The sequence below is a fragment of the Mesorhizobium sp. M0772 genome (assembly GCF_040320135.1).
GTDB lineage: Bacteria > Pseudomonadota > Alphaproteobacteria > Rhizobiales > Rhizobiaceae > Mesorhizobium.
Genome location: NZ_JAMYPB010000017.1, coordinates 17,683 through 30,010 on the forward strand (window position 1 = coordinate 17,683; position 12,328 = coordinate 30,010).

Genomic DNA, 12,328 nt, shown 5'->3' on the forward strand with positions numbered 1-12,328 from the left:
TTGCAACACCGCAAGATCGTCGTGGTTCTGAAGGGCTATCCGCGGCTGTCGGAAACCTTCATCGCGCAGGAATTGCTCGGTCTGGAGCGTGCGGGGTTCGACCTGATACTTTTCGCGCTCAGGCGGCCGACCGACGCAAAACGTCATCCCGTGCATGACGAGATCAAGGCCCCCGTCCATTATCTGCCGGAATATCTGCACAGAGAGCCGCTGCGCGTGGTTCGATCGCTGTTTGCCTGCCTGCCGCGGCCTGGCTTTTGGCGCGCGCTCAAATCGCTCGCTGCCGATATCCGCCGCGACTTTACGCGCAATCGCGCGCGGCGCTTCGGGCAAGCGCTGGTGCTGGCGGCCGAATGGCCGCAAGATGCCGGATGGCTGCATGCCCATTTTGCGCACACGCCGGCATCGGTGACGCGCTATGCCAGCCAGCTTCGTGGCTTGCCCTGGAGCTGCTCAGCCCATGCCAAGGACATCTGGACGTCGGCGGACTGGGATCTGGCCGGCAAGCTTTCCTCGGCGCGCTGGACGGTCACGTGCACGAAAACCGGCTTCGACCATCTGAAAAAACTCGCCAACGGCAGTTCGTCCGTGCATCTGAGCTATCATGGGCTCGACCTTGACCGCTTCGGCAGTTTCGGCGAGGCGCGAAAACAGCGTGACGGCTCGGCGCCGGCCGAACCGGTCATGATCTTGAGTGTCGGACGCGCCGTTGAAAAGAAAGGCTATGATACGTTGCTGGAGGCTCTTGCCCTCTTGCCTGGCGATCTGGCGTGGTGTTTCGAGCATATCGGTGGCGGCGAGGAACTGAAACGGCTGAAGGCGCTGGCGCAAAGGCTCGGGCTGGAGGGGCGCGTCTCCTGGAAAGGCGCGCTGGCGCAGGAGGAGGTGCTTGAGCACTACCGCAGCGCCGACATCTTCGCTTTGGCCTGCAGGATCACCGCGGATGGCGACCGGGACGGCCTGCCGAATGTTCTGGTGGAGGCGGCCAGCCAGCGGCTTGCCTGCGTGTCGACCGATATATCCGGCGTGCCGGAGCTTTTATCGTCGGATGAAACCGGGCTGCTGATTCCCTCGGAAAACCCGACTGCACTGGCACAGGCGCTGGAGCGCCTGATCCGCGATCCCGTCCTCCGCGCCCGCCTCGGCGACGCCGCGGAGCGGCGCGTGCGAAGCAATTTCGACCATGTGGCAGGCATTGGACAGCTCAAGGAACTGTTCGAGCGGGAGTGGCGGGCCGCCGAATGAAGCGGCTGCGCGCTTTCTTCTATGTTCAGCACCTGCTCGGCATCGGCCATCTCGCGCGCGCCAGCCGCATTGCGGCGGCTCTGGTCGATGACGGGTTCGACGTCACCGTCGTGACCGGCGGAGCGCCGATCGCGGGATTTCCGGGATCGGGTGTAAAATCCGTGACCCTGCCGCCTGTCACCTCCGGTGACGAAGGATTTTCCGGACTTGTCGACCTGCAGGGCAAAGCCATCGACGATGATTTCAAGAGGCGGCGCTCAGAGATGCTGCTGCAGGCTTTCCGGGACTACAGGCCCGACATCGTCATTATCGAGGCGTTTCCCTTTGGACGCCGGCAGATGCGTTTCGAACTCCTGCCGCTGATCGAGGCCATCGAAGCGACATCGCCCAGACCGCTGCTGGCGGCGTCCGTCCGCGACATCCTTCAGGAGCGCGTGAAGCCGAGCCGAAACGAAGAAACGGTCGATCTTGTCAACAGGCATTTCGATCTTGTCATGGTCCATGGCGATCCGGCTTTCGCAACCATCGACAAGACATTTCCGCTGGCTGGGGCGATCAGGGCCGAGGTCGCCTACACCGGGCTCGTTGCCGCGCCGCCGGCGCAAGCGGCCTCAGAGCGCTTCGACGTTCTGGTGTCGGTTGGCGGCGGGGCGGCCGGAAAGAGCCTTGTCAGATCCACCGTCGCGGCGGCGCGAAATGCCGATAACGCCTGGACATGGTGTTTGATCACCGGCCCAAACGTGCCGAAGGACGAGTTTGACGCGATTTCACGCGATGCCTCCCCACGCCTGTCCATCTTCCGGTTCCGCGAGGATTTCGCCAGCCTGTTGACCGGCGCCCGCCTGTCGGTCTCGCAGGCGGGTTACAACACGGTCTGCGATGTCCTGCGCGCGGGGTGTCGCTCCCTGCTCATTCCATTTGCAGCCGGCGGGGAAACCGAGCAGACGCGTCGCGCTCTGATGCTCGAAGAGCTCGGTCTTGCAACGGTGCTGACGGAACAGGACCTGACGCCTGAAGGTCTGGCGCATGCGATCGAGCAGGCGCTTGCGGGACCGCCGCCAGCCGCGCATCGTCTCGATCTGGAAGGGGCGCGGCGCTCGGCGCAAATCCTGCGCGAGCGCTTCAAACAGTTCCAATCAGCATGAAGCGGGTATAATTTTTTGTCGGCAATTCGCCGGAGAACCTGATCTGCCGCAGCGCCGCCATTGCTTCGAAGGCTGCAAGTGACGCCACGCAGTTGATGTGCGTCGGCTCGCTGAAATAGTCGTTCGACTGCAGCAGCACGTTCGTACCCCGCGGAAGCAGGGCAAGCCAGGCGCTGAGATCGGCTATGTGTTCGCAGCTCGTATTGACCACCAGGTCGGGTCGGCCGGCGCCATAGTCGAGTGCGTACATATCTGCCGTCAGTGCTTGAAACCGCTCGCCGGTTTGCCGGTTGAGTGTCCGGGCGACCGCGCCGACTTCGGGATCGATGTCGATGCTGTCGATCGCCCCGATGTCGAAGCGGGCGTCGTTGAAAAGCATCGCCGGCAATACGCCGTACCATCCACCCAGAACCCATATGCGCTCGAACCGGCCGCCGCAGCTTTCGAACAGCCTGTCGAGCGCCCACATCTTGCAGGCGACCTGCTTGTGGTTGAAGGCATTGGCGATATCGGCCTGCGGATGCTTGGCGATGACGCGCGCCAGCCCGGCCACGAGAGGGTGGTCGACATAGGCGGCAATTCCCCGCGTGAGGTCCAGGGCTTGCTCGTGCCCATCCATGCCGGCATTGCGTGGTTGCGTGACATCCATCATATTCGTCTTCTATGTTGGGATTTCGGGCGACACAACGCAATCTTGCCTCTTGCAAGCCTGTTCGACTTGCGGACGCGACTGTGCCGCAAGCCGTTTCGCCATTGCCCGGAGGAGGCCTATTGCATTTGTCCGGACCATCGGCATTCATCCGCCTGGCGCGCAGCTGCCGCTTCGAGCTCGTCGTTGGCGGCGAAGACATGGCCGATACACCATTCGCCAGCAGGTGCCTTTACATTCTGCATCCTTCAAACTGACAATCGCATATGGAAACCAGCCTAGCCCGCTATATCTGGACGCACACCAGGAAGCAGCAGCTCTGGATATTGATGATCGTCGTGCTTTCGATGGTCCCGTATTTCATGTCGTTCGACCTGCCGAAGCTGATCGTCAACGGCCCGATCCAGGGCAAGGGGTTCGAGCAACCGGGCGCGACCCTGCCATTCATGCGGTTGCACTATAACCTGCCGTTCATCGGCGAGGTCCAGTTCTTCTCCGGTTTTCAACTGGACCGCACGTCGACGCTGCTTGCGCTCAGCCTTGTTTTCCTCTTGCTGGTCGTCATCAACGGCTTGTTCAAGCTCTACATCAACACTTACAAGGGCCGGCTCGGCGAACGCATGCTGCGGCGTATCCGCTTCGATCTGGTCGATCGTGTGCTGCGGTTTCCGCCGATTTACTTCAAGCGGGTGAAATCCGCCGAAGTGGCGACCATGGTGAAGGACGAGGTGGAGCCGCTGGGCGGCTTCATCGGCGATGCCTTCCTGCAGCCGGTGCTGCTCGGCGGCCAGGCGCTGACGGCCATGCTGTTCATCATGGTCCAGAACGTCTGGCTCGGAATGATAGCGGTCGTGATCGTGGCGATCCAGATTGTGCTTATCCCGCGGATGCGGCGGCGGCTGCTCGTCCTCGGGCGCCAGCGGCAGTTGACGGCGCGCGCGCTTTCAGGCCGGGTTGGCGAAATCGTCGACGGCATCGGCGCGGTTCACGTCCACGATACGTCGAACTACGAGCGCGCCGACATAGCAGCCCGGCTCGGGCTCATCTTCAAAATCCGCTTCGATCTTTACCAATGGAAATTCATGGTAAAGTTCCTCAACAATTTTCTCGCGCAGCTCACGCCCTTTCTGTTCTACATGATCGGTGGCTATCTGGTCATCCAGGGGCGGCTGGATGTCGGCCAGCTCGTGGCCGTGATCGGCGCCTACAAGGACTTGCCCGGACCGATGAAGGAACTGATCGACTGGGATCAGGACCGGCAGGATGTCCAGGTCAAATATCAGCAGGTCGTCGAACAGTTCACCGTCGAGAATATCATCGCGCCGGAAATCGGAGCATTGACGGTCGACGATCCCGCTCCGATGACCAAGCCGCTGTCGGCGGTCAGCCTGTCGATAGCCGACGATGGCGGCGCAATGCTCCTCAATCGCATCTCGCTCGAGGTCAAGCCCGGTGAGACGGTGGCGCTGGTCAGCACCGCAACAGGGGGAGCGGAGGCGCTTGCGGAAGCCTTTGCGCGGCTGAGCTGGCCGGACAGCGGAAGGATCGTTTCGGGCTCCGATGACTTGCTCGATCTCCCCGAAGCCGTGACCGGCCGGCGCATGTCCTACGCTTCGTCGGATGTTTTCCTGTTCCAGGCAAGCCTGCGCGACAATTTGCTCTACGGTTTGAAGCATGCGCCGCTGACATCGGTGACATATGACGGCGCCGCGGCGGACCAGCACCGTTGGAACATCGACGAGGCGCGCCGGTCGGGCAATCCGGATCTCGATATCCGCAGCGACTGGATCAACTATGCCTCCGCCGGCGCCACCGGCCCGCACGACCTCTTCGAAGCCGTGCGCCGGGTGCTCGACGCGGTTCTTCTGTCGCGCGACATTCTGGATCTTGGCTTGCGCTCTTCGGCCGACCTCAAGCGCCACACGAAGCTTGCCGAGCGGATCGTCGAATTGCGTGCGGCGCTGCGAACCCGGTTGGAGGAAGAAGGCCTGAGCGCGCTGGTGGTTCCTTTTGAACCGGGCGCCTACAACAAGGAAGCGACGATCGGCCAGAACCTGCTCTTCGGCGCTGCTGCCGGCCCCGAACTGGCTCACAAGGCACTGGCGTCCAATCCCTATTTTGCTTCCGTGCTGAAGCAAGCCGGCCTCGACCGCACGCTCTACGAAATGGGCATGGAGATCGCCGAACAGGCGATCGAGCTGTTTGCCGACCTGCCGCCCGAACACCAGTTCTTCCAGCAGCTCGCCTTCATGAGCGCCGAGGAGATACCCGCCTACGAAACCTTGCTGCAACGGCTCAAGAATCGCCCCTACGATGCGGTTTCGGAGGCCGACCGCGCCATGATGGTCACCTTAAGCTTTGCCTATATCGAGCCCCGGCATCGCTTCGGCCTGTTGACCGACGAGCTGATGAGCAAGATCATCGCTGCACGCAACCAGTTCTATGAAAACCTGCCGGCCGAGCTGGAGAAAGCTGTCGAACGGTTTGACCCTGCCAAATACATCGCCGCGGCCACCGTCATGGACAACGTCCTGTTCGGGCGTGTCGGCAACAACCATCCCGACGCGCCGGACCGTATTCGCTCCATCGTCTATGATATTCTTGACGAACTGGGGCTTTATGCCGAGCTTCTGGATGTCGGCCTGGACTTCAACGTCGGCGCCGCCGGCAGGCGGCTGACCGGCGGACAGCGACAGAAGCTCGATGTTGCCCGCGCCTTGCTCAAGCGTCCCGATTTCCTCATTCTCAATCGGCCGCTGTCGGCGCTCGACCAGCGCGTGCAGGACAAGGTGCTGCGGAATGTGCTCGACGAAGCCGGACGCGACGGCCATTCGCCGGCAATTGTGTGGGTGGTGACGAATCCGGCAATGGCGGCGATGTTCGATCGGGTTGTGGTCTTTGACTCAGGCCAATTGGTGGAAGACGGAACACACGAGACACTCCTGGCGGGAAACGGTATCTTCAAGGAACTTGTGTCATAGTCTGGCAAACGCGAATTCAGGAAGGTTTGCGACAATGCTGCTCAAGGATGAAGTTGGAATGCTGCAACGCGTTCCCTTGTTCTCTGGCATCGAGCCGACAAAGCTCAAGCTGCTCGCGTTCACGTCCGATCGCGTGAACTACAGTGCCGGCCAGATTCTTTTCCGGCAGGGCGACGAGGCAGACGCCGCCTATGTCATCCTTTCGGGCAGCGCGGATATTCTGGTCGATTCCGACAATGGGCCGATCAAAGTTGCTGAATTGCTGCCAAATTCGATCGTTGGCGAGATTGCCATATTGTGCAACAGCTCCCGTACTGCCACCGTCAAAGCGGCAAGTGAGCTGGAGGCCTTGAGAATCCGCAAGGACCATTTCCTGAGGCTTATGAAGGAGTTTCCCGAAATGACCATCGAGATATTGCGGGTTCTTGCCGATAGGCTAAGCAGTACGACCGCGGACCTGATCGACGCACGAACGGCCGAGAGCGATTCACAGTTGCACTGAAGCGGCGAGCCGCTCTGTTTCTTTGTTTTGATGCAGTTTCCGGAACCGTGTCACACCTTTCCTGGAACGACTCTGGCAGCAGTTGGTTGGCTACGATGGGCGAAAGGGTGCATGGACGACGATTTCTTCCTTGTCAGGTTTTGGGGCGTGCGCGGCAGCATTGCGGTGTCGGGGCCAGAATTTGCTCGCTATGGCGGCAACACGATCTGCATCGAGATGCAATGCGGCAAGCATACGCTTCTGTTCGACGCGGGCTCCGGCTTGCGGCCTGCCGGCAGGACGCTTCGGGCGGCGGGCGTCACCGATTTCGACCTGTTTTTTACCCATTGCCATTACGATCACATCATCGGGCTGCCGGCTTTCAAGCCTATTTATGAACGAGGCATCAAAGTTACGCTTTGGTCCGGGCATCTGGCTGGACGCATGACGACGCGGCAGATGGTCGATGAATTCATTCGGCCGCCATGGTTTCCGGTGACACTCGGTGTCTGCAAGGCGAGCCTCGACTGCCGCGATTTCGCATCCGGAGACCTGCTTCGGCCACGCGAAGGAGTTGTTGTACGAACCGGTAGTCTTACCCATCCGGGCGGCTGCATCGGCTACCGGGTCGAATGGGGGGGCCGCGTCGTGGCGGTCATCACAGACACCGAGCACGAGCCGGGCAAACTCGACCAGGCGGTGCTCGGCCTGATCAGAGATGCCGACCTCGTCATTTACGACTGCACCTACACCGAGGAGGAAATGGAGCGCTACCGCGGCAACGGGCACTCGACATGGCAACAGGGCGTCAAGCTCTGCGAGGCGGCCGGCGCGCGCGGGCTTGCGCTGTTTCACCACGATCCGGCACGCACCGACGATGAGCTGGACGAGATGGAGAAACTGGCCAAGGACAGGTTTGCCGGCGCTTTTGCGGCGCGGGATGGCCAGACGCTCACATTCCCAACTTCAGTGAACAAAAAGCGCTGAGCTATTTTCCGGCGCTGCGTTCGGTCAATGTGCTGATCGGAAGCCATGCGCAGGCTTCGGTCCGCGCGGTGATCGTGAACAGCCGTTCGAGGAAAAGCCATGCCGATTCATCATGGACGAGATGGTGGGTGAGCAGGCCGACCGGTTCGCCGCCGTCGAATGCACGCTGCAATTGCGCGACGATGGCCTGAACCAACAGACCATGATCGCGGCAGCCGCGCGTGCCATGCCAATCCATGATGTCGACATTGCTGTTGATGACCGCCAAGGAAGCCGGCCTTGGCGGCCCGAACACCGACAATGCCGCAAATCCTATCGATCCGAGGTCGGGTACCAGGCCGGCGTCGATCCGGTTCCAGGGCGGCACCAGCATCGGAACCGCACGTGCGCCGTGCAGGCCGGTTACACGCGACAGCCCGCCGGCCAGCTCATCCAGCACCACCTCGCGTGGCCGATGCGCGCCGAGCTCCTGCTTTTTTTGACCCTCGGGCGCATGATTTCGGTGCGCCCAGCCATGAATGGCGACCGTGGCATGCGGCGCGGCGTCAAGCCGGACGACAAGCTTCCCGTCGGTCTGGGCCGGAATGACGGCCAGAGTGACCGGAACCGCGAAGTCACCGGTGAGGTCGAGCAACCGATCGAGCGCCGGCGTCGGATCCACGGCGTCGTCGTCGCGCAGCCAGAACTCTGCCTTGCGGCCCCACCGTTGCCGATGCGCCAGCTCGTCCACCAGAGGCTGCCAAATCGGGTCGGACGTCATGACAACGGGATCATCTTGAGAAGTTCCGCCAGACGGGCCTTTGCAGCACCGAGAGAGCGTTCTTCGAGAACGAAACGTCTGGCCTCTGCAGCCATGATGGTTCTTTCGTCATTATTGGCCAGAAGCCTTGCGATGGCCGAAGCGAACGCCCCCACATCGCCCGGCGGGGTGAGAAACCCGGTCTGGCCATGCCGCACGACCTCCGGCACGCCGGCAATGTCCTGAGCCACCACCGGAAGGCCGGCGGCCTGTGCTTCAAGATAGGCAATGCCATAGGCCTCGCCGTAACCCGGCCAGACGTAGATTCCCCCGCGATAAAGGACATCCGGCACGGCGGCAGGCTCGATGGCGCCAAGCCATTCGATACGGTCGGCGGGCAAGCCGGCGAATTGCGCCTTTACCTCGTCACGGGCAGGTCCGTCCCCGACGACCGATAGCGTCCAGGGGAGATGGCCGATCAACCCGAGCGCCTGCGCCAGCATGCGATAGCTCAAGACCTTGTCGCCCGGGCGCATCATGGCGACGGTCACGAGGCGCGTCGGATAATCCAGTACCGGCATTTCGTGGAATGCCGATGTGTCGATGAAGGGTGAAAGCATACCGAGAGCGGCGTGGGGGACAGCATCCGCCAGCCCCTGGCGATCCCTTTGCGTGAAGCAGATGTTCAGCGCCGCCTGTTCGATGGCTCGCGCGACCAATGCTTGGCTATCGGCCCACGAACCGGCGTTGCGCCGTTCGGAATAGGAGGCTTCGGCCGTCACATAGGGGACGGCAAAGGCCAACGCCAGCTCGGGCCCGATCAGGTCGGGCGCCTTGTAGTAGGGATGATAGGAGAACCAGAGATCGGGCTTGCCGTCACGGTCCCAAAGCCTTGTCAGTCGCGCGGCTTCGTCCCGGGCCTCGATCATGAGCGCATCGAAACTTTTCGGTTCCGGCTGGCGTAGATAGAAGCGCAACTCCGATGCCAGTTCGACGCTATGCCCGCCATGCTGCAGCGCCTGGACCAGCATCCGTGCCATCTGGCGGTCGCCGGAGACAACGGGATGATTGGGCGACTTCAGCGGGGCGTAGAAGGCAATTCGCATCGCGCGATCCTATCATCGCAAAGCCTGCCCAAGTCAATTTCGAGGCATGATCGACTTCACCTTCAAGCGCTGGAATGTGCTATCTGATGCTTATGGAAACAGCTGTCGCGTCCGACCCGTTCGTCGCTTCTTTGCCGGTCTTCGCAAAGTTCGAAAGCGTTGCCGATATCGACAACTATCGGCCTCTCCCCGATGGCTGGGCGCTGGCCACCGCCGACATCGTCGGCTCGACCAAGGCGATCGAAGCCGGGCGCTACAAAACCGTCAATATGGCCGGCGCCAGCGTCATTTCGGCGCTGCTCAATGCACTGGGCCGGCAAGATCTTCCCTTCGTCTTCGGCGGCGACGGCGCGCTCGTGGCGTTTCCCGGCTCGGCGCTGGAGATCGCCCGTAACGCGCTGGCTTCTGTCCAGAGATGGGTGGCGGACGAACTGGACCTGACCTTGCGTGCCGCAATCGTGCCGATAAAGGACATAAGAGCGCAAGGCCTCGACGTTCGCGTGGCGAGGTTCCAGGCCTCCGAAGCAGCCTTCTATGCCATGTTCGCCGGCGGCGGCGGCAGTTGGGCGGAAGCCGAAATGAAAGCCGGGCGCTACCGCGTCGACCCCGCCCCGGCCGGCGCGCGGCCGGATCTGACCGGCCTCTCCTGCCGCTGGAACCCGATCGAAGCCCGGCATGGCGAAATTGTCTCGATCATAGCCGTGCCGGGGGCATCGCGCGACTTGCGTGGTTTCCAGTTTCTGGCTTCCGACATCATCGCCCTTGCCGGCAGGCAGGAGCGCGATGGCCACCCGGTGCCGGTGGACGGTCCGGCCTATAGTCTCTTGCCCGCCGGCCTCGATGTCGAGGCACGGGCCACGGCGCCGCCGGGGCGGCGGTGGCTGGCCAAGCTGTGGGTGATCTTCCTGATGACGCTTACTGCCTTCACCGACAAATTGGGCTGGACGATCGGCGGTTTCGACCCGAAGGTCTACAAACGCCAGGTGGCCAGCAATTCGGATTTCCGCAAGTTCGACGACGGCTTGAAAATGACCATCGACGTCGACGCGGATGTGTTGCAGCGGATCGAGAACCGGCTGAAACAAGCGGAAGAGGCCGGCATCTGCAACTATGGCCTGCACCGCCAGAAGTCGGCCTTGATGACATGCCTCGTCATCTCGCCGCTGCAGCGCGATCATGTTCACTTCATCGATGGCGCCGCCGGCGGCTATGCAATGGCTGCCGCAAGCCTGAAGGCGAAGGCGCCGGTCTGATGACGGCTTGGGGAATCGATTTTCCGCAATGCGCCGCGGCCATGGTTCTTGGGACCCGGCGATCCCAACGGTGCCTGAGCCGACCAATTATTTGCGCGATGTCAGGATCGGGATTGCACTTCGCCGGCAGCCTCGCCACATAGTGTTGCAGGTGATTTGTGCGGTCGACGTCTGCTTGCTTCCTGCAAGGACAGTCATTCGGGATATTCTTCGCCGGCTTCTGCCCCCGAAGCCGGCTTCATTGACTTCGAGAATTTTGCGGATCAAAGGAGATGGCTCGTCTTCGACGGGTTTCGAGATAGCATGAGCACAGCGCAAGCAGAAATTTCCAACATTCTCATGGATAAGGTTGCCGATTGGCTGACCCAGTCGGCGCTGGCGGGCGACGACCTGGAAACATTGGTCAAGGGTTTTTGTGAACGGCTGGCTGCTGCCGGCCTGCCGCTGAAGCGGGTGCATTTGAGCTTTTCGATGCTGCATCCGCTTTATGACGCGCTCGGTTTCACCTGGATTCGCGGCCAAGGCCTGGAAGTGGAAGGCTTCCGGAGTGAGAACGGCGTCCATTCCGACAGATTCCTGACCAGCCCATACTACCATCTGCTCAGCAACAAGCTCGACCATCTGCGGCGCCGGCTCGACCCGTCGGTGCGGTCGGAGTTTCCTGTTTTCGATGAGCTCAGGCTTATGGGCGTCACCGATTACATGGCTTTCGTCCATCCCTTCAACGGCGATACAAGTCAGGGCATGTTGGGGTCCTGGTCCACCGACAGTGCTTCAGGCTTCAGCGACAGCATGATTTCGGCGCTGCTGCGGATCCAGAACCATCTCGCCATTGCAAGCAAGATGGCGGTGCTCACCAAGCTCGCCGACAACATGATGACCACGTATCTCGGCGGTGACGCCGGCAGGCGCGTGCTGGACGGCCAGATCAAGCGCGGCGAGGGCGACACAATCCGGGCCGCGCTGGTGATGGGCGATATGCGCGGGTCGACAAGGCTCGCCGAAACCTCCGGCCGCGAAGTCTATATCGATACGCTGAACCAGTTTTTCGATGCCATCGCAGCACCTTTCAATCGCAAAGGCGGGCAGATCATGAGTTTCCTGGGGGATGGATTCATTGCCGTCTACCCCTGCGAAAGGCACCGGGCGCAGTCAGAGATCGCCTGCCAGGCTGCTCTTGCGGCTGCGCACAAGGCCAGCATGCGCATGATGGAGCTCAATCTGCGCAGAAAAGAGCAAGGACTGGGCGACATAAAATTTGGTATCGGCCTGCATGTCGGCAATGTGATGTTCGGCAATGTCGGGCTTACCGACCGACTCACATTCTCCGTCTTCGGCTCGGCTGTAAACGAGGTCCAGCGTCTCCAGACCCTGACCAAGAAATATCCGCACAGCGTTCTCGCCAGCAAGGACTTCGCCGGCTATTGCGGGGCCAACAGCTGGCTGACGCTCGGCGAGGAGGAACTGGCGGGCAGCAAGCAGAAGCTGACGGTGCTTTCACCCGATCTGTCGGGTGCTCTCGCACTCGATGAAGACGCTGCGCTGCAGCCGTTTCACGATCGGATATCGGACGCCGAGCAGGTCATGCTGCTTCATCGCGATGCCGCGCGGCTGTCGGCGGGCGACCGGAGGAAGCTCCAGTAGTCACCACCATCCGATCTGGACGCCCTGGTATGCTGTCCGGCCGCCGGTCGCCGGGGAATTCGTTTCGAATCCAAGTTGCTCTGCGCTGACAATGCGCT

The 12,328-nt window shown here is 61.6% G+C and carries 10 protein-coding genes; 7 read left to right on the forward strand and 3 right to left on the reverse strand.

Translation table 11 applies throughout. The features are described from left to right. Complete coding sequence (locus tag NKI06_RS13925; protein WP_023827410.1) at positions 1-1,245, forward strand: glycosyltransferase; 1,245 nt, start codon at positions 1-3, stop codon at positions 1,243-1,245. Next, entirely contained in the window at positions 1,242-2,390 is a 1,149-nt protein-coding gene (locus NKI06_RS13930; RefSeq protein WP_352985808.1) for a glycosyltransferase family protein, read from the forward strand. Before NKI06_RS13925 ends, NKI06_RS13930 begins: the two co-directional genes overlap by 4 nt. Here NKI06_RS13930 and NKI06_RS13935 read toward each other — a convergent pair. After that, complete coding sequence (locus NKI06_RS13935; protein WP_352985872.1) at positions 2,368-3,039, reverse strand: class I SAM-dependent methyltransferase; 672 nt, start codon at positions 3,037-3,039, stop codon at positions 2,368-2,370. The two genes, NKI06_RS13930 and NKI06_RS13935, sit on opposite strands and share 23 nt — an antisense overlap. Positions 3,040-3,305: 266 nt before the next feature. Between NKI06_RS13935 and NKI06_RS13940 the strand changes: the two genes are divergently transcribed. The 3 genes from NKI06_RS13940 to NKI06_RS13950 all read left to right on the forward strand — a co-directional run bounded on the left by NKI06_RS13940 (position 3,306) and on the right by NKI06_RS13950 (position 7,488). Further along, positions 3,306-6,020, forward strand: coding sequence for an ABC transporter transmembrane domain-containing protein (locus NKI06_RS13940; protein ID WP_352985811.1), 2,715 nt, complete (start codon positions 3,306-3,308; stop codon positions 6,018-6,020). Positions 6,021-6,054: 34 nt separating this feature from the next. After that, positions 6,055-6,522, forward strand: a complete 468-nt coding sequence (locus NKI06_RS13945) for a cyclic nucleotide-binding domain-containing protein (protein WP_023672144.1) — start codon at positions 6,055-6,057, stop codon at positions 6,520-6,522. Between the two features lie 111 nt (positions 6,523-6,633). Next, positions 6,634-7,488, forward strand: a complete 855-nt coding sequence (locus tag NKI06_RS13950; RefSeq protein ID WP_023692895.1) for an MBL fold metallo-hydrolase — start codon at positions 6,634-6,636, stop codon at positions 7,486-7,488. Between the two features lies 1 nt (position 7,489). Here NKI06_RS13950 and NKI06_RS13955 read toward each other — a convergent pair whose 3' ends face one another. Continuing rightward, positions 7,490-8,248 carry a polysaccharide deacetylase family protein gene (locus NKI06_RS13955; protein WP_023685073.1) on the reverse strand — a complete coding sequence of 253 codons (759 nt, stop codon included), beginning with the start codon at positions 8,246-8,248 and terminating at the stop codon, positions 7,490-7,492. After that, entirely contained in the window at positions 8,245-9,333 is a 1,089-nt protein-coding gene (locus NKI06_RS13960) for a glycosyltransferase family 4 protein (protein WP_023685074.1), read from the reverse strand. The genes NKI06_RS13955 and NKI06_RS13960 overlap by 4 nt, the downstream gene beginning before the upstream one ends. A 74-nt stretch (positions 9,334-9,407) precedes the next feature. Here NKI06_RS13960 and NKI06_RS13965 point away from each other — a divergent pair, with 74 nt between their 5' ends. Then, on the forward strand, positions 9,408-10,586 hold the full coding sequence (locus tag NKI06_RS13965; protein WP_502900592.1) for a DUF3095 domain-containing protein: 1,179 nt from the start codon (positions 9,408-9,410) through the stop codon (positions 10,584-10,586). Between the two features lie 303 nt (positions 10,587-10,889). Then, positions 10,890-12,230 (forward strand): adenylate/guanylate cyclase domain-containing protein, encoded by a 1,341-nt coding sequence (locus tag NKI06_RS13970; RefSeq protein ID WP_023672139.1) that lies wholly within the window; start codon positions 10,890-10,892, stop codon positions 12,228-12,230. Positions 12,231-12,328: the final 98 nt, after the last annotated feature.

Excerpts from the sequence above, each read along its gene's own strand:
- NKI06_RS13955 (WP_023685073.1), bottom strand. The coding sequence starts at position 8,248 with ATGACGTCCGACCCGATTTGGCAGCCTCTGGTGGACGAGCTGGCGCAT.
- NKI06_RS13935 (WP_352985872.1), bottom strand. The coding sequence starts at position 3,039 with ATGGATGTCACGCAACCACGCAATGCCGGCATGGATGGGCACGAGCAA.
- NKI06_RS13960 (WP_023685074.1), bottom strand. The coding sequence starts at position 9,333 with ATGCGAATTGCCTTCTACGCCCCGCTGAAGTCGCCCAATCATCCCGTT.
- NKI06_RS13945 (WP_023672144.1), top strand. The coding sequence starts at position 6,055 with ATGCTGCTCAAGGATGAAGTTGGAATGCTGCAACGCGTTCCCTTGTTC.
- NKI06_RS13930 (WP_352985808.1), top strand. The coding sequence starts at position 1,242 with ATGAAGCGGCTGCGCGCTTTCTTCTATGTTCAGCACCTGCTCGGCATC.
- NKI06_RS13970 (WP_023672139.1), top strand. The coding sequence starts at position 10,890 with ATGAGCACAGCGCAAGCAGAAATTTCCAACATTCTCATGGATAAGGTT.
- NKI06_RS13965 (WP_502900592.1), top strand. The coding sequence starts at position 9,408 with ATGTGCTATCTGATGCTTATGGAAACAGCTGTCGCGTCCGACCCGTTC.
- NKI06_RS13940 (WP_352985811.1), top strand. The coding sequence starts at position 3,306 with ATGGAAACCAGCCTAGCCCGCTATATCTGGACGCACACCAGGAAGCAG.
- NKI06_RS13950 (WP_023692895.1), top strand. The coding sequence starts at position 6,634 with ATGGACGACGATTTCTTCCTTGTCAGGTTTTGGGGCGTGCGCGGCAGC.